Consider the following 17563-nt stretch of genomic DNA (forward strand, 5'->3'; position numbering starts at 1 on the left):
AACAAAAACTTTTTTGAATACAAGACGTATTTAGTCTTTCAACACAACAAAACAGAGCAGTTTTATTCACCACTCTGTTTGCCTTTTTTCTCATTCGATTCATTTAATTCTCATTATTTAGCATTTCTAGCTTTTTCTTCAAAATACTGAGTTTCGACTTTTTTGAACGAACCAGGTTCAATAGCTTCTAATGCCGTAGAAATTACTTCAAGTGATTCCTTGTATTGAAATTCCTTATTGAACAAGTCATTACTTTCTAAAATAGCTTCTCCAATCTGAGGATGGTCATTTCGGTATCGATTAGCATATTGCATCATATATTCTGTTAACAATGCACTATCCACTATTTCTTCTGTTTTATCAATTAGCAATTCAACATCATCTTCACACATTTCACACATGTTTTTGATTTCTGTCATATCGATTTTCAACTTGTTTAGTTCTTTAGCTAATTTTTCAATACGTTCTGTCGTGACAAAAAACAGATCTAAGTATTCTTCAGGCAGTCCAGGCAAATGCTGTTTTTCAATATAGCGTTTGATGCCACGCATATTAAACTCAAAATCATCAATTTTTTCTTTTACTTCTGTTTCTTCTTTACGCAAGTCTGTTAGTTGATTAATTAACGCTTCTTGTTTTTTCTCAATCTGAGTTAATTTTTCGCCACTTTCAGCATAACTGTCTGCTACAACTGTATATACAGCTTGGTTTTTTTCGATGCCACTCATAAATGTTTCAAAATCCAGCTGAACTTCTTCTATTTGTTCTTGCATGTCTTTTGTTTGTTTTAGAACAGTATCATCCAGTGTATAACTTTGAGATACGCGGTCAATTTCAATCAATAATTGTTGATTTCTTTTGTTCACAAATGTAATAAATTCTGCCAAAATAGGTTGCTCTTTTGCTACCATTTCTTTAGCCGTTATCTCTGCTTCCATAACATCATACAAATGATTAATTTTTTCTTCAATAATTGAATTTAATTTTTCAACTTTTTCAATTTCACATTGCTTAATTAATTTTCCACTTTGTTTTACATCTTGTTCAATTTCCGCAATATCAGCTGTTAACGTGTCTTCTAAGAAAATAAAGTGTTGCACATCTTTTAGTTCATGATAACCTTCTTTTAATTCTTGGACTTGAGATGGAAACTCAGTATTGACTTCTTTAACTAAATTTGGAATAGTAACAACCGCATCATTTAAATCTTTTGTCTCAATACTAACTTTTTTCAACACTTCTTCAGCTTCTATGTGATCTCCAGAAGTAGTCAGTTCAGAAAAATTAGCAAAACTTAATTCCAAAAAAGTGAGTCTGTTTTCAAGTTTGTCCAACGCTGGACCAAATGAAAAGCTTTGAGTCAATAATTTTTTTCGTATGCCTTGATACATTTCTTGCACTTTTTTTATAGCTTGATTATTTTTTTCTTCACTTTTTAATAGTTCGTTCAACGCTAACTGAATTTCTTTAATTTTCTTTTTGGTATTTTCTATCAGCTCGCTGCTTTTAGTTTCAGCTTTGCTAGCTTTTACTAACTGCAATCGGTCTGTCGCTTGTTCAGCATCAAATAATAGGTTTTCTATATCTGGAAATGCAGTCAACTCAATTTGTTTCCATTTGTCTTTCCACTGTTCAAAGTTTTTCTCTGTTTGCCCCGTTAAAGACAAATTCTTAACATTCTGAATCGTTTCAGCAACTGACGTATCCATTAATTCGAATTTCTGTTGTTCCAATTTGTTTATCGTTTGATAATGCTTTTTTTTCATAAAATAACTGGTTACATAAGCTGCAACAGCTATTACAATGATACTAATTAAGATAATTTCCATTTTCATTTTAAACCCTCCGATTGAGTTACTGCTAGCTTCATTTTAATTTCACAAAAATAATTATTTTTTATGTACTAATGTAATTGATCTAATTTTTTAATAAGGATTTACTTATAAAAACACCTATTGTATATTATAACATAGAAGAAATTATTCTCACACCTCAATCTATTAATTTATTAATTTTACTGAGTGCTGTTATCAATTTTTTAAGGAGTGTATATATGACAAAAGAATCTACTTATTCATTAACAAATAAACAATTAAGTGCCGTAATCGGTGATGAAACTAATCTTATCGCCAACTTAAGCAATGCAGCGGCTCTATTATTTGAAAATTTACCTACTATCAACTGGGCTGGATTTTACTTATATGAACCAGCTTCTGACGAACTTGTTTTAGGACCTTTCCAAGGAAAAGTAGCTTGTATCAGGATTCAACGTGACAAAGGGGTTTGTGGAACAGCTTTCTCTAAAGAAGAGAGTATTTTCGTTGAAGATGTTAATCAATTCCCTGGACACATTGCTTGTGATGCAGCTAGCCAATCTGAAATTGTTGTTCCTTTGATTAAAGATGGTCGTACTATTGGAGTCTTAGATATTGACGCTCCCATTACCAACCGTTTTGATGAAGTTGACCAAAATTATTTAGAAAAATTTGTTCAAATTCTTTTAGATCCTTCGATTATATAATACAATGGCTTGACTTACTAATGATTTATAGCGTATACTTGCAGATGTGTAAAATAATGCAGCGTGAGAGTGGTATTCACGTCAACAGTTCATTGCCAGTAATGGTGCAATTGCGTAACCTATGGCTGCAAAGGTGAAGATTGAAAAATGGACTGCACGAAATACTGAACTTCAACTTATTATTTTACTCCAAAAAACATTTATTGGAGGAATTACATTATGTCACGTTATACAGGTCCAAGTTGGAAAGTTTCTCGTCGTCTAGGCATTTCACTTTCTGGCACAGGTAAAGAAATCGAACGCCGTCCTTACGCTCCAGGTCCTCATGGTCCAAACAGCCGTAAAAAATTAACAGAATACGGTCTTCAATTACAAGAAAAACAAAAATTGCGTCACATGTTTGGTATGAATGAACGTCAATTCAGTAACTTATTCTTAAAAGCTGGTAAAATCAAAGAAGGCAAACATGGGGAAAACTTCATGATCCTTTTAGAACAACGTTTAGATAATGTTGTTTACCGTTTAGGTTTAGCTACTACTCGTCGTCAATCACGTCAATTAGTAAACCACGGTCATATCCTTGTTGATGGCAAACGCGTTGATATTCCATCATACAGCGTTTCAGTTGGACAAGTTATCTCTGTTCGTGAAAAATCTAAAAACATGGAAATTATTAAATCAGCTGCTGAATCATTATTCGGCCGTCCTGACTACGTAACTTTCGATGTTGAAAAATTAGAAGGTTCATACAACCGTCTACCATTAAGAGATGAATTATCTGCTGAGATCGATGAAACAATCATCGTTGAGTACTACTCTCGTTAATAAAATCTTGCTTAAATTAAAGAACCAAAGAAATTGCTTAGTCAATTTCTTTGGTTCTTTTTTTATTTTTCAATTTGATTAAAGAATAATAACTATTGAATGGGTAATCGTGTGTGTAATTCAAAAAAAAAACGCTTAGTTAATAGACTAATTTGCTTGTGTTTTCAAAAAAACAACCGTTTCCAATGATGATTTACGGGCATTTATATGAATTTGATGAGAAAACAAACAAAGTAGTTCAAGTATATTTTAATCTGTGTATTTTTGTGTTAAACTTTACTAATTAATAACCTAGCAATTATTTATTTCTTGTATTCAATTATTTTTAACCGTTCCCATTTACTAATTTTATTCCACTAAAAAGGAGTGTACGTTGTGTCTAATAATACAGTAATAGAAGTTACTGGTCCTTCTGTCAAACTAAAAAGCAATAAGTCTAAAATAGTTATTCACTATCAAGATGATTTTAATGCACTTATACATTATGAATTTATTGTTCGTAAATTAAACGAGAAAAAGAATAACAACAAAGAGGATGAACGCTGAGATTTTACATTCAGCGTTTTTTATTTAGCGCTAAGAAATAAAATAGGTTTAGTATTTAATGAAAAATGGTACACTAAATACTAGGAATTTAAATAGCGTTACAAATTGAGGAGTGATTAGTTTATGGCAAATAAAATGAACGTAGAAAGTTTTAACTTAGATCACACAAAAGTTAAAGCCCCTTATGTTAGATTAGCAGACAAAAAAATTGGTTTAAATGGCGATAAAATTTTAAAATATGATGTTCGTTTTTCACAACCAAACAAAGAACATATGGATATGATGAGTATTCATTCGTTAGAACACTTAACTGCTGAATTAATTCGTAACCATGCAGATTATATTATCGATTTTGGTCCTATGGGATGCCAAACAGGTTTCTATCTAACGGTAATCAATCATGAAGACTATGATGAAATTTTAGATGTTTTACAAAAAACAATGGAAGATGTTTTAGTGGCAACTGAAGTTCCAGCAAGCAATGAAACGCAATGTGGCTGGGCAGCTCATCACACTTTAGAAGGCGCACAAAAATTAGCCAAAGATTTCTTAGCAAAACGCAATGAATGGCATATCGTATTTGCTTAATAATTTTTTTAAAAAGGGTTCAACGCGATTCTCTTCGCGTGAACCCTTTTTAATTTACTGCTTTCAAACAGTACTTTTTTTTATTTCATATACGCTATAAGCTTGCTTATATAAGGGTACTAACTGCATAAAAGTATCTAATATATAGCGTTGTGTCATTTCTGGATCCAATAAAAGTGGATCATTAGCTAAAATCTGTCTACCAATTAAGAATTCTCCCTTTTTAACTGTCTGCCATCGAATCAGTCCATTTAATAAATTGGCTTCGCGAACAGGTACAACTGACTCTTTTGTATGATCCCATGAAACAACATAATCATCAGGCACTTTGGCTAATAATGATGGATCTTCGATAATTTGAAGAGCCATTTTTTCCTCATGTAAAGGATTATCAATAAAAGCAAGCCAAATAAAAAGATGTGTCTCATATATGCCTAGTTGAAAATGTGGGTATTTTTTATACCCTCTACTATCTCCTCCAATTGCCATCCATGTATCTTTCGGAGCATTTTTTGTTCTTCTTATATGCTGTGCAATATGAACCGGCAGGCTATCTTTGTTTAATTCAATAGCTAAAGCTTTTGCGAATTCTTGTCCTAATATCCGGAATTTTGGTTGGATTTGTTTTCGAATAGCTGACATTCTTGGTTCTAGTCCTTCAATTGCAAAGACAGCAAAATCTTCTTTAGTAAACGTACAATTTTTCATTTTCTCACTCCAAGTGCACAACTAAGTTATTCAATAGTTGTTTTATTTTCTTCTATCAACCATTGATTGGGTTGATTTAGTCCAGCTAATTGATACATAATTACTATCTGGATCAAACAACTTTTTTTATTTTCGAATGGAATAAATGTTCCATATTTTCCCACTACTATAGCCGATTTTATAGAATTCTATTTAAAAAAGCAATTTTTTATGTAGTTTTGTGTAAAAATGAGTATCCTTAAAAAGTTTTCTTTCATACACGTTCATGCTATACTAAATTTTAAATTAACCTAAAAAGGGGTTTTTAAAATGGCTGACAGAGAGACTCAAGACTACCTATCAAAAGGAATTTATGGCAACAAAAAAACGAATCCAGATGAAAGAAATAAATATTTTGGCAGTCTTAGAGAACGCGTTTACTTATCTATGACCACCGAACAACTTATTTCTGATGATTATATCGCTGCTCTGGAAAAAGAAATGCAGCTTCATCCCAACCAACAATTATTATTGAATGGACAAATCGATATGAAGCTCCTAAGCCCCTACATCAAATTAAGTCAAAAGAACGACTGCCCTTTTCGGATTGTATCTGATGAAGGAGCTCAGCGAAGCCCACTGGGACTAATCTACGTCTCCTCTACTGCTGTCAATGAAGAAGTAGTGGATGTGTCTATTAAATACCCTGTCAGCACTCCTCCAGAAAAGGAAGAACAGAAACCTTCATTCTTCAAAAAACTATTTTCTTAAGACAAGACAAAAAAGCTCATTATTTTTCAATGAGCTTTTTTGTCTTGTCTACTCTTTTCGGATTGTAATGTATGATTTGGTTTCCATTCAAAATATGCTACACGATCGCCACCAGTAAAGTATCCTTCTCCTGTTTTTACAAATCCTAATTTTTTTAAAATATGTTGGGATTTTTTGTGATATAAATAAGTTTTAGCTTTTATTTTTTTTATTTCTTCAGACACAAGCCAGCTTAAAAAAGCTCTGGCTCCTTCTGTGGCATAACCATTTCCTGAGTAGTGCCCTACTATTCCATAACCTAATTCAGCTTCACCCGTTAGTTCTGGCGTGCCTTGTGCACTCACTTCTCCAATAATCTTATTTTCAGATTTAAGTACTATTAAGTGAGTCCATTTTTCCTTTGTTCTATCTTCTTTTACGGCTTCCAATACATACGGCAAATAAAAGAAAAATTCTACACCGGGCCATTCTTGCGCAACACTGAATCCAGACACCTCACTTAATTTTTCATCGCCAATAATTGTAGCTTCAATATACGACAATTGATAAGGTACCAGTAATAGATTTTCTGTTTCTAAAATAGTCACCATTGAAAGCCTCTTTTCTGCTAATAGACTATAAAAATAAACTCAAATGAATGAGTGTGCTTTACACTTTATTTTAAAACGTTTCCGTTTTCATAGCAACCAAATTATTTTTTTTAAGATTATTTTAGTTATTAAAACAGAATTTTTTTATTTTCATTTGAACTCATGATAAACTAGTAAAGTCTATTTATTTAGAAAATAAAACTAAGCGAGGCCTTTATATGAAAATAATTGAAACAAGAGATGCCCAACTAATGGCTAAATTAAGCGATGTTATGCAAAACAAACATCAAGAATTGTATCCTGATTTTTTTAAACCTTATAACGAAGAGGAAATCTCACATCATTTTCAAGAAACGTTTAAAAACCCAAAACAACAAGTTTTTCTTTGGATTGATGACCAACAAGAAACTGAGCAAATTGCAGCTTATCTTTGGCTAGAAGAAGAAGCCCTACCAGAAACTGTCTACCGTTATGGATATACCCGACTATATGTACACCATGTCTTAATTATGCCGGCCTATCAAGGCAAAGGTTTAAGCAAAGAACTTTTGGCTTTTGCCGATACCTTTGCAAAAGAAAGAGCTATTAAACAAGTAGAACTTCACTATTGGTCTCAAAATGAAATTGCAAAAAATGTCTACTCTCAATTTGGTTATGAAGTATACACTGAAATCGCCTATAAACAACTCGCTAACGATTAATCCGTTGCTTAATCAAAAAAGGAAGAATCACAGATGAAAAATCCTGTGTTTCTTCCTTTTTTATTAAGCTAAATTTTTTAGTAACTCTAAGACCATTTGACCAGATTTTTTACCTGCTTCAATAATGAATTCGTCAAAGCTCATCCCTGCTTCTTCATCTGCTACATCAGACATAGCTCTTACGATTACAAAAGGTTTTTTGAACTGGTAACAAACTTGAGCTATTGCTGCACCTTCCATTTCAGAAGCTAGCGCATCTGGAAAATGGTGTTTAATTTTTTGAACAACTTTTTTATCCGCAACAAAAGAATCACTCGTAACAATTAATCCTTGTACTGTTTTCAAACCAACTTTTACAGCCGCTTCTTTTGTTTGTTCTACAAGAAAATTGTCTGCTTGATAACGAGCTGGCATCTGTGGAACTTGTCCAATGACATAGTTAAAAACAGTTGCATCAACATCGTGGTAAGCAAGTTCAGTTGAGATTACGACATCTCCTACAGCTAGACCTTCCCCGATTCCTCCAGCAGATCCAGTATTAATAATAACATCAACTTCATGTCTCGCTAATAAGAGGGTTGCAGCAATTGCTGAATTGACCTTGCCTATACCGGATTGAACTAAAACCACCTCTATCTGCTCAATTTTTCCAGACGTGAATGAAGCATTTGCCTCTACCCACTCGCGTTTATCTCTCATGCTATTTTTAAGTACCGTTATTTCCTCTTGCATGGCGCCAATAATTCCAATTTTCATCAGTCAATTCCTTTCTAGTTTAAAAAATAAATACAATTGCCAAAACGATAACCAGCAGTATTGCTACAACCAGAATAATTTTGTTTAATTTACGTCCTCTATCACGAATCTTATCATTTTCACTTTTACGACTCTTTGTAACAATACCTTCTTTTTCTAATTGTTTCTGATAGTCACGCTCGACTCGTTCTCGTTCTTTGTCTCTTTTCTTTTTTTCTAGTTCTTTCAATTGATTTTCTTTTTTGATTTCTGCTCTCGTTTTTGGATCCATCTGACAAAAATCATCCTTTCTATTTCATTGTTGCTAATTTTAATTTCCAAGCAAGAAGAGCATATACTGTTTTAGCATCGTAAATCAAGTGTTTTTCGTAGGCTTCCCAAGCTTCATCAAAAGTTAAGTAAACTAGTTCAATAAACTCATCTTCATCTTGAGCAAGAGGCTCTTCAACTTTTGTTAATTCACGAGCTGTGTAAATATAAATTAATTCATTAGCAAAACCAGGGGAAGTATAAAAAGATGTTTCTAATTCAAACGTTTTAGCTTGATATCCTGTTTCTTCTTCAAGTTCTCTTCTTCCCGTTTCGATTGGATTTTCATCTGTGAGATCAATTTTACCAGCAGGTATTTCTAGTAAGACTTGTTCAACGGCCTTTCGGTATTGTTTAACAAAAATCATTTTATCATCTGCTGTGATTGCCATAATAGCTACTGCACCAGGATGTTTGATTAATTCTCTAGTGGAAGTTCCTCCATTGGGCAATTGAACAGTATCTACTACAAAATCAACTAGATTCCCATTATAAATCGTCTTGCTAGAAAGTGTTTTTTCTTCGAACTCCATTGAAGTCCCTCCTTATATCATTTGTTCTTTTGTCTTATCATACCTTTCATTTTCTTTTTTTTCAATTAAGTCTTATTTCAACAACTGCTATTAGTCGCATCATAAACTTTTGTAAGAAATTTAGCACACCTCTATCAGTAACTCCACTTCATTAGTTGTAGCAAGAAATCGTCCTTAGGTCTGATAGTAGTTTTATAAACATTTATGCTAAAATAAGCTTAAGGAAAATAAACTTAAAAATTATTTCAAAAAATAAATTAATGGAGTGAATAGTATGAAAAAAAACATGAAAAATATAGGAGACATCATTTACTACACCTTAACAAGTGTAACAACTATTTTAATTTTTGTTGTCATTTACGTTCTTTTCGATTTCAATTTGTTCTTGTCCCTGATTATCAGTATAGCTATAGGCGCATTCTTTATTTATAAACAATCTTTAAATGAAAATTCTGATCCTTCTAAAAAACTAAAACGGCTATCTCCCGAAAAAGAAGCTTTTTATAAAGCTAAAGGCATGTCTAAAGAAGAAATTCAATTTTTTAGAGAAACAATGCATACAGCTAAATTAAAATTATTGCGCTTAGAAAAAAACTTAAACAGTGTTTCTAAACTAGAAGCAATTGAAAAACGCAACAACACTATTCAATTAGCTAAATCTTTATTTAAAGGCATCACCGCAGAACCAAATCGTTTACATGAAGTCGATAAATTTTTATATGTCCATCTTCCTTCTTTAACCGATTTAACAGATAAATATTTGGAAATCAGCCAACATGAAGTGAAAAATAAATCGACCTTTGATATTCTTGACGAAAGTGCCACTACGATTGATGAAATGTGCCAATTAATTGCCGAAGATTATGTTCTTTTTAAATCTGATGATTTTGAAGATATGGCCATAGAGGTAGAACTTGCAAAGAAGGCTATTGAACGCGATAATGGACATGCACATTCAATTGAATCAGAAGAATTATAATCTTTAAGGAGATGGTAAGATGAGTACAGAAAATGATGCAATTAAACAACCTGCTACAGTTAAAGAAGTCGACTCTGAATTAGAAAGCTTATTAGCTAATCCGTTCGGAGATGCTTCGGCAAATGCTCCTGTATTGCAAAAACAAGCACAAATTGAAAAAGAAATGATTCAAACAGAGCAAGAACCACGCTTGATTGATAGCTTACCAAAGGAACGACAAGAACAGGCTAGATCTTTAGCTGAACAAATAGATGTAACAAATGCTCAATCTGTCATGATGTATGGTTCTGCTGCTCAACAAAAACTTGGAGAATTTTCGCATTCTATGTTAAATCACGTTCAGAACCAAGATACAGGAGAAATTGGGGACACCTTAAATGATTTAATGTATCGCTTGAATGAAGCTAATCCAGAAGATTTACGAGCTGAGGATAGCAATGTCTTCAAAAAAATCTTTGGTCGTGTAAAAAAATCGATTTATGAAATGACCGCTAAATACCAAAAAATCGGTGCTCAAATCGATAAAATTTCTGTCAAACTAGACAAAGAAAAAGCGGGCTTATTAAACGATAATTTAATGTTAGAGCAACTGTATACGAAGAACAAAGATTATTTTGATGCCTTAAATATTTACATCGCTGCTGGAGAATTGAAAATTGACGAGTTGCTCAACACCCTTATTCCAGAAGCGGTTAAAAAGGCTGAGACAAGTACCAATCAAATGGACGTACAAACAGTAAATGATTTGAATCAATTTTTAGATCGCTTAGAAAAACGGACGCATGACTTGAAGCTAGCGCGTCAAATGACAATTCAACAAGCTCCTCAAATTCGTTTGATTCAAAATACCAATCAAGCTCTAGCAGAAAAAATTCAATCTTCAATCAATATGGCGATTCCATTATGGAAAAATCAAATTGCGATTGCTCTTACTCTGCTTCGCCAAAAAGATGCTGTCACTGCTCAACGGCAAGTATCTGAAACCACGAACGATCTGATGAAAAAGAATTCTGAAATGTTGAAAATTTCTTCTATTGAAACAGCAAAAGAAAACGAACGTGGCATCATTGATATCGAAACGTTGCAACAAACACAAAATGATTTAATTGAGACTTTACAAGAAACACTACAAATCCAACAAGATGGCCGTGTTAAACGAAAAGAAGCAGAACGTGAACTATCTGTTATGGAAACTTCTTTACGTGATAAGTTATTGGAACTTACCACAGATAAAAGCTAACAACTAAGCAATTGAAATAAAAAGCATTGGCTATTGCTTTTTATTTCAATTGCTTTTTTTAGTTATTTTTTTCATGAAGTGCATATCATTTGATATGTGAACAGAATGTGACTATACTAATAAGTGTAGTAAAGAAAAACATTTTTTTGAAGGAGGACAAGATCATGGGATTTATTTGGTCATTAATTGTAGGTGGAATTTTAGGAGCTATCGCAGGTATGATAGTTGGTAAAGATGTGCCAGGAGGTATCATCGGTAACATTATCGTTGGATTTATCGGTTCATGGATCGGTAGTTCATTATTAAGCGACTTTGGCCCAATTATTGGTGGGTTTGCGATTATTCCAGCATTAATTGGAGCTATTATTTTAATTTTCATTTTTTCTCTTATCGTTGGAAGACGTAAAGGTTAAAAATAACTAATTTAATAAAGAAACAAAAAAAGCCGTTCAAGAAATTTCTTGAACGGTTTTTTTGTTTGGCTCTTCGTCAAATAGTGTGGCTGCTTCTAAAAATTCTTTCGGAATAGACGGATTTGCTTGTAAGAGCCCTGGTACCGTCTTAAGCCTCAAACACAGCTTAATCGCTAAAGCGTTAAGGCTGTGTCATTCGCATTGAATACTTTACAAGGCTACAAGCAATCCTATTCCTCCAGAAGTATTAAGCATGAACTGAATTCATCTATCAACACTAAAAAATATAAATCCTTTTATTTTATTCTTCTTCTTGATCAAATTGACTATTATAAAGATCAGCATAAAAACCATTTTGTTCCAATAAAACTTCATGGTTTCCACTTTCTACTACATCTCCGTCTTTCATCACAATAATTAAATCTGCATTTTTAATTGTAGATAGACGATGAGCAATCACAAATGATGTTCTTCCATTCATCAAGTGATCCATTGCATTTTGAATAATAATTTCAGTACGCGTATCCACTGAGCTTGTTGCTTCATCCAAAATCAATAATGGTGCATCTGCTACCATAGCACGAGCAATTGTCATTAATTGTTTTTGACCAGCTGATAAACTTGTTGTATCATCTAGAATCGTATCGTAACCGTGTGGCAATGTTTGAATAAAGTGATGAACACCAACTGCTTTACAAGCATTGACAACTGCTTCATCGGTTACTCCTTGTTTGCTGTAGACGATATTTTCTCTCACTGTTCCTTCAAACAACCAAGTATCTTGTAATACCATACAGAATTGTTCATGCAAAGCTTCACGTGTCACACTAGAGATGGGTGTTCCATCAATGTAGATTTCTCCACTATTCACTTCATAAAAACGCATCAATAAGTTTACTAATGTTGTTTTACCTGCGCCTGTAGGACCTACAATTGCAATTTTTTGACCGGCTTTAGCTTCTAGAGAAAAATCATTGATGATTAAGCGATCAGGATTGTAACCAAACTTAACATGATCAAATGTCACATTTCCTTTGACCGTACCTAATGAAGTTGGTTTTCCTGTTTCAACTTCTAATTCTTCTTCTTCTAAGAAGTTGAAAACACGTTCACTAGCTGCTGCTGCCGATTGTAAACTTGTAAAAGCTTGCGCAATTTGAGAAAGAGGTTGTGTAAAGAAACGGATATACATCATAAAGGCAACAATCACACCAAAAGTAATTTGATCATTAAACGCTAAATAAGCTCCTACTACACACACAACGACGTATCCAAAGTTCCCAATGAAATTCATTAAAGGCATCATTAGACCAGAAATATATTGCGATTTCCATGCGCTATCGAATAAAGTGTCATTGATGACATTAAATTCTTTAATAGCTGCTTCTTCACCATTAAATGATTTTACAATATTATGCCCCGTATAGATTTCTTCTACATGACCATTTAATTCCCCTAAACTCTTTTGTTGTTGTCTAAAGTATTTTTGAGATTGTTTAATAATCATAATCATTAATGAAAAACCTAGAATAGTTGACAAAATAGCCGCAATAGCCATCGGTACATTTGTATAAAACATCATAATCAACGAACCTGTAAACAAACTAATAGCTGTCACTAATTGACCCAAACTTTGGTTTAATGTTTGGCCAATTGTATCGACATCATTTGTAACACGGCTTAAAATATCACCATGATTGTTACTGTCAAAGTAGCGTAAAGGCAACCGATTGATTTTTGACGAAATATCTGTACGTAATTTCTTCGTTACATTTTGAGTGACCGTTGCCATAATAAACCCTTGGAAATAAGACAGAATAACTCCAAGAACGTATAATGTCACTAATAATAATGCAATACTTTTAATTCTTTCTAAATCAATTTCCCCTGTAATACCTTCAGTGATCACATCCGTAATTTCACTAAGACGATCAGGACCTATTAAATTAAATACGGTACCGATAATAGCAAATACAAATGCTATTATTATATAAATCATATAAGATTTACAGTAATTTACTAACTTACCAATAGATTCTTTAAAATTATCCGGTTTTCTACTTGACATTGGACCATTTTCTGGAATGTTTTTATTTTTTTTACTCACCTGCTAATTCCTCCTTAGAAAGTTGAGAATAAGCGATGTCTTGATAGACTTCACACGTTTGCATCAATTCTTGATGTGTACCAATTCCAACAATTTTTCCTTCTTCTAAAACAATAATCTTATCTGCATCACGAATAGTACCAATACGTTGAGCAACAATTAATTTTGTTGTATCTGCTAACTCTGTGTTTAGTGCGGCGCGTAAAACACGGTCAGTTTTGTAATCTAATGCTGAAAATGAATCATCAAACACTAAGATTTCTGGTTTGCGTGAAATAGCACGTGAAATAGCTAAACGTTGACGTTGTCCACCAGATACATTGCTACCTGATTGAGCGATAGAAGCATCATATCCATCTTCCATTTTTTCAACGAAATCAGTACTTTGAGCAATTTCAATAGCTTTTTTCATGTCGTTTTCTGTAACTTCATGACCAGCGTCTCCATAACTCACATTTGAACGAACTGTTCCACTAAATAAGAAGGCTTTTTGCGGCACAAAACCAACTAAAGAATGCAAATATTTTTGCGTATATTCTCTGATATCGTGACCATTAATTTTGATTGCTCCACTTGTTACATCAAAGAAACGAGGAACCAAGTTAACAAGTGTACTTTTCCCACTACCTGTAGAACCAATAAAAGCAACTGTTTCACCTTTATTTGCTGTGAAAGAAATATTTTTTAAGATAGCTTCACTAGCATCTGGGTATTGGAATGTCACATTATCAAAAACAATATTCCCTTTTTGATTACTAGCAGTTTTTGTTAACGTTCCATCTTTGATAGTTGCTTTTGTATTCAACACTTCAATGATACGTCCAGCTGATACAGATGCACGTGGTAGAATAATAAACACCACTGTTAACATCATAAATGACAGAACAACTTGAACAGCATATGAAGAAAATACGACCATATCACTAAATAGAGTAATACGTTCTAAAGCACTTGTCTGGTTGACTAGTTGAACATCATTAATCAAATAAGCACCAATCCAGTAAATTGATAAGCTTAGACCACTCATGATTAAGGTCATACCGGGTCCCATAACTGCCATAATTCTAGTAATAAATAAGTTTGTATTTGTTAATTTATTATTGGCTTTTCCAAATTTTTCTTCTTCAAAATTTTCTGCATTGTATGCACGAATCACACGTAATCCCGTTAAGTTTTCGCGTGTCACACGATTTAAATTATCAGTTAGGTTTTGGATAATTTTAAATTTAGGGATAGCAAATATTACAACGATACTAATGATAAGCAATAACACGACTACTGCACCAGCTGTTGCAAGAGTCCATTCCCAAGATTTATCCATTATTTTTGTAATGGCCCAAATAGCCATGATTGGTGCTTTGATTAATACTTGTAATCCTAATGACATAGCCATTTGTATTTGTGTTACATCATTTGAAGAACGAGTAATCAAACTTGCCGTAGAAAAATGATTGATTTCTTCCATGGAAAATCCTTCTACTTTTGTAAATACTTCTTTTCTTAGTGTACGTGATAGTCCGGCTGCTACTTTTGAAACAAAAAACACTGTTACGAAAGAGGCTACTAAACTACCTAAGGCACACAACATCATATATCCACCATTTTTAAAAATGTCATTCATTTCTGATCCTGGAATTTGGATAAGTTGAGTGATTTTAGACATGTATTCTGGTAATTCTAAATCTAAATAAACTTGAGTAACGATAAAAATAACACTACATAAAATCATTAGCCATTCTTTTCGTTTTAAATACTTTAATATTTTCAGCATAGTCGTTCTCCTTCATCCCTTAAAATAAATCTTACTCGATGTCTTTCAACATATTTTGTTGCATTTTGTAAATTACCGTAAAAAACTGTTCAAGCTCTTTTTCCGATAACCCTTCAGTCAGTAAATTTTCAATTCTTTGGTATTCTCTACTCACTTCTTCGACAAGACTTTGGCCTTTTTCTGATAATTGCAATTTTTTCATTCGTGCATCTTGTTCACTGGAAATCCGTTCAATTAATCCTTTTTCTTCCATATTTTTCAGCATTTTTGAAGTCGTAGACCGACGCATTGAAAAAGCTTTTTCAATGTCCTTTTGAAATACATCTTTGTGCTTAGAAGTATTTAAAAATCCAATAATCATTCCATGCATTTTAGTCATAGACAATCTTTTATCTTCAATATTACTGGACTTGACATTTCTCTGTATGAAATTCATTAATTTACGTATTTCCATTCCAATTTCCTTTTTATCGCTTTCTTCATCAAAAAAAATTTTTCTCACCTCAATCTTTAGCATTATCTTAATAGAAGCTCAATAAACGAACTATTGTTAGCACGCTAACAATAATAACTCGATACTAACTTTTAGTCAATAGAAACATCAACATTTTAAAAAATAAAATAGAGCGCAAAAAGTACCAACAGATTTTTCGGTCTGCTGGTACTTAAATGTAGCTCTATTAGTTATTTCTCATGGTTATCATGAAATTATTTACTTGTTTGAGTTGAAATTATAGTTTTACAACGTTTGCAGCTTGAGCTCCGCGGTTTCCTTCAACAATTTCAAATTCAACAGCTTGGCCTTCTTCTAATGATTTAAAGCCGTCTCCTGTAATTGCACTGAAATGTACAAAGATGTCGTCTCCACCTTCAACTTCAATAAAGCCAAAACCTTTTTCTGCATTAAACCATTTTACCGTTCCTTTTTCCATAATTCACTGTACCTCCGATTATTCATTTTGCAATTGATTCTTTTTTGACTACTTATTTCTCAAAGTAATGAAATCGATTACAGGTTTATTATAACTCAGGTTTTTTCATTTTGCAAGGGGTTACTTTACTTTAATAGAGCCTTTATTGAAAATGATTCACTTTTTTAAATGGTTGAAAGACCTTCAATAAACTCACGGTAAGTTTTATCTTCATTCAGCAAGATGACTTCACCATTAGTTAACTGATGGTTTAGAATATCTTCTAAAGAAATAATAACTTTGCTAAGAAATGTTGCATTACCAATCAGATCCATCCAATAATTTCCATTCTCTTTCTGATGAACGATTGTTTGCACCATACCACCGGGATTAGTTACTTGAATTTTTTCTTCTAATCTACCATCTTTTAACAATACATACATTAGACTGCTAGCGGCCATTGCCGTACCACAAGCATTTGTAAATCCTACTCCTCTTTCAAATGTGCGAACAAATATTTTTTGATTGCCTAGTTCTTCAACGAAACTAACATTTACTCCGTCAGGAAAATAAGGATTTGCTCCATTTAAATAAGTGGCCAGTTCTTTAAGCAATGAGCTTTTTATTGTTTTATGGTCAACGAAACTAATCAAATGAGGATTGGGTACTGCTACAGTTGAAAAATGTAATCCTGGTGCTAATTCAGGTAATTCTTGATCAATAAATGTTTCATCTTTCCAATTAAAGGGCAATTTAGCTACGTTAAAAGAAACAGGAGAAATCTCTACTTGAAAAGTTTGAACATCTTTTCCTAATTCTTCTGCTTTTTTTACATGGAGATCAGCATGCATCGTCTCAATTAATAACTCGTCTTGATTGTGTTTTTCAGAAAGGTAACGAGCAACCGTTCTTAATCCATTGCCACACATACTGGCTTCACTGCCGTCATAATTGATGACTCTCATACTTTCACCAGTTGTTTTATGCTTTGCATTCCCGACTAATAAAACACCGTCTGCTCCATTTAAAAGCCCGTTACCGCGATCCGTGATAATCTTAGTTAGAGAAACCAATTCTGCTTCGGTCAGTGTTCTTTCTAATACTGTTTCATCCAAAATAAAAAATTCATTTTCTGATCCGTGTACCTTGATTAATTCTAATTCCATTTAACCGAACCTCCTGCTTTTTTTCTTATTTTACCTATCCTGATTTTAAAATACAATAAAAAATGTGCATTCAAGCATAATCTCTTGAATGCACATTTTTATCTAAACTTTATTCTGCTTCTGGAACTAATGCTTCTGGAAAGTGTTCT

20 protein-coding genes are annotated in these 17563 nt (G+C 33.0%); 9 read left to right on the forward strand and 11 right to left on the reverse strand.

The features are described 5' to 3' along the window. Positions 1-113: 113 nt before the first annotated feature. On the reverse strand, positions 114-1835 hold the full coding sequence (locus CAT7_RS09325; protein ID WP_007724836.1) for a septation ring formation regulator EzrA: 1722 nt from the start codon (positions 1833-1835) through the stop codon (positions 114-116). A gap of 218 nt (positions 1836-2053) precedes the next feature. Here CAT7_RS09325 and CAT7_RS09330 point away from each other — a divergent pair, with 218 nt between their 5' ends. The 4 genes from CAT7_RS09330 to CAT7_RS09340 all read left to right on the forward strand — a co-directional run bounded on the left by CAT7_RS09330 (position 2054) and on the right by CAT7_RS09340 (position 4480). Next, on the forward strand, positions 2054-2521 hold the full coding sequence (locus tag CAT7_RS09330) for a GAF domain-containing protein (protein ID WP_007724838.1): 468 nt from the start codon (positions 2054-2056) through the stop codon (positions 2519-2521). A gap of 219 nt (positions 2522-2740) precedes the next feature. After that, on the forward strand, positions 2741-3346 hold the full coding sequence (rpsD, locus tag CAT7_RS09335; protein WP_007724840.1) for a 30S ribosomal protein S4: 606 nt from the start codon (positions 2741-2743) through the stop codon (positions 3344-3346). A 375-nt stretch (positions 3347-3721) separates the two neighbouring features. Continuing rightward, positions 3722-3892 (forward strand): hypothetical protein, encoded by a 171-nt coding sequence (locus tag CAT7_RS12330; protein WP_007724842.1) that lies wholly within the window; start codon positions 3722-3724, stop codon positions 3890-3892. 123 nt (positions 3893-4015) lie between these two features. Further along, positions 4016-4480 carry an S-ribosylhomocysteine lyase gene (locus tag CAT7_RS09340; RefSeq protein WP_007724844.1) on the forward strand — a complete coding sequence of 155 codons (465 nt, stop codon included), beginning with the start codon at positions 4016-4018 and terminating at the stop codon, positions 4478-4480. 63 nt (positions 4481-4543) lie between these two features. On the opposite strand, the gene CAT7_RS09345 is transcribed toward CAT7_RS09340, so the two are convergent. After that, positions 4544-5188: a YktB family protein gene (locus tag CAT7_RS09345; RefSeq protein WP_007724845.1), complete on the reverse strand. Its 645-nt coding sequence runs from the start codon at positions 5186-5188 to the stop codon at positions 4544-4546. A gap of 309 nt (positions 5189-5497) precedes the next feature. Between CAT7_RS09345 and CAT7_RS09350 the strand changes: the two genes are divergently transcribed. Beyond that, on the forward strand, positions 5498-5938 hold the full coding sequence (locus tag CAT7_RS09350; RefSeq protein ID WP_007724849.1) for a YueI family protein: 441 nt from the start codon (positions 5498-5500) through the stop codon (positions 5936-5938). 26 nt (positions 5939-5964) lie between these two features. Here CAT7_RS09350 and CAT7_RS09355 read toward each other — a convergent pair whose 3' ends face one another. Next, positions 5965-6528, reverse strand: coding sequence for a GNAT family N-acetyltransferase (locus CAT7_RS09355; RefSeq protein ID WP_007724850.1), 564 nt, complete (start codon positions 6526-6528; stop codon positions 5965-5967). Between the two features lie 218 nt (positions 6529-6746). Here CAT7_RS09355 and CAT7_RS09360 point away from each other — a divergent pair, with 218 nt between their 5' ends. Continuing rightward, positions 6747-7229: a GNAT family N-acetyltransferase gene (locus tag CAT7_RS09360; protein ID WP_007724852.1), complete on the forward strand. Its 483-nt coding sequence runs from the start codon at positions 6747-6749 to the stop codon at positions 7227-7229. A gap of 63 nt (positions 7230-7292) precedes the next feature. Here the strand turns inward: CAT7_RS09360 and CAT7_RS09365 are convergent, their stop codons facing one another. Genes CAT7_RS09365 through CAT7_RS09375 form a run of 3 tightly spaced genes read right to left on the reverse strand, consistent with a single transcriptional unit; the run spans position 7293 to position 8827 of the window. Beyond that, positions 7293-7985: a 5'-methylthioadenosine/adenosylhomocysteine nucleosidase gene (locus CAT7_RS09365; RefSeq protein ID WP_007724855.1), complete on the reverse strand. Its 693-nt coding sequence runs from the start codon at positions 7983-7985 to the stop codon at positions 7293-7295. 19 nt (positions 7986-8004) lie between these two features. Then, the gene (macP, locus tag CAT7_RS09370; protein ID WP_007724856.1) at positions 8005-8256 is read right to left on the reverse strand and encodes a cell wall synthase accessory phosphoprotein MacP; all 252 of its coding nucleotides are present in this window, start codon (positions 8254-8256) and stop codon (positions 8005-8007) included. 19 nt (positions 8257-8275) lie between these two features. Then, positions 8276-8827: an NUDIX hydrolase gene (locus tag CAT7_RS09375; protein ID WP_007724858.1), complete on the reverse strand. Its 552-nt coding sequence runs from the start codon at positions 8825-8827 to the stop codon at positions 8276-8278. Positions 8828-9101: 274 nt separating this feature from the next. Here CAT7_RS09375 and CAT7_RS09380 point away from each other — a divergent pair, with 274 nt between their 5' ends. The 3 genes from CAT7_RS09380 (at position 9102) to CAT7_RS09390 (ending at position 11459) form a co-directional block, all read left to right on the forward strand. Then, positions 9102-9806 (forward strand): 5-bromo-4-chloroindolyl phosphate hydrolysis family protein, encoded by a 705-nt coding sequence (locus CAT7_RS09380; RefSeq protein ID WP_007724860.1) that lies wholly within the window; start codon positions 9102-9104, stop codon positions 9804-9806. Between the two features lie 19 nt (positions 9807-9825). Continuing rightward, the gene (locus CAT7_RS09385) at positions 9826-11046 is read left to right on the forward strand and encodes a toxic anion resistance protein (RefSeq protein ID WP_007724861.1); all 1221 of its coding nucleotides are present in this window, start codon (positions 9826-9828) and stop codon (positions 11044-11046) included. A gap of 164 nt (positions 11047-11210) precedes the next feature. Next, the gene (locus CAT7_RS09390) at positions 11211-11459 is read left to right on the forward strand and encodes a GlsB/YeaQ/YmgE family stress response membrane protein (protein ID WP_007724863.1); all 249 of its coding nucleotides are present in this window, start codon (positions 11211-11213) and stop codon (positions 11457-11459) included. 301 nt (positions 11460-11760) lie between these two features. Here CAT7_RS09390 and CAT7_RS09395 read toward each other — a convergent pair whose 3' ends face one another. From CAT7_RS09395 to dapF, 5 genes are all read right to left on the reverse strand, one after another. Further along, entirely contained in the window at positions 11761-13527 is a 1767-nt protein-coding gene (locus tag CAT7_RS09395) for an ABC transporter ATP-binding protein (protein ID WP_035019594.1), read from the reverse strand. Positions 13528-13558: 31 nt separating this feature from the next. Beyond that, positions 13559-15337: an ABC transporter ATP-binding protein gene (locus tag CAT7_RS09400; protein WP_007724867.1), complete on the reverse strand. Its 1779-nt coding sequence runs from the start codon at positions 15335-15337 to the stop codon at positions 13559-13561. Between the two features lie 31 nt (positions 15338-15368). Continuing rightward, the gene (locus CAT7_RS09405; protein ID WP_007724870.1) at positions 15369-15791 is read right to left on the reverse strand and encodes a MarR family winged helix-turn-helix transcriptional regulator; all 423 of its coding nucleotides are present in this window, start codon (positions 15789-15791) and stop codon (positions 15369-15371) included. A 277-nt stretch (positions 15792-16068) separates the two neighbouring features. Beyond that, positions 16069-16269: a cold-shock protein CspD gene (gene cspD, locus CAT7_RS09410; protein WP_007724873.1), complete on the reverse strand. Its 201-nt coding sequence runs from the start codon at positions 16267-16269 to the stop codon at positions 16069-16071. A gap of 164 nt (positions 16270-16433) precedes the next feature. Then, positions 16434-17414 (reverse strand): diaminopimelate epimerase, encoded by a 981-nt coding sequence (gene dapF, locus CAT7_RS09415; RefSeq protein WP_007724875.1) that lies wholly within the window; start codon positions 17412-17414, stop codon positions 16434-16436. Positions 17415-17563: the final 149 nt, after the last annotated feature.

The organism is Carnobacterium sp. AT7 (genome assembly GCF_000171855.1).
GTDB classification, from domain to species: Bacteria; Bacillota; Bacilli; order Lactobacillales; family Carnobacteriaceae; genus Carnobacterium_B; species Carnobacterium_B jeotgali.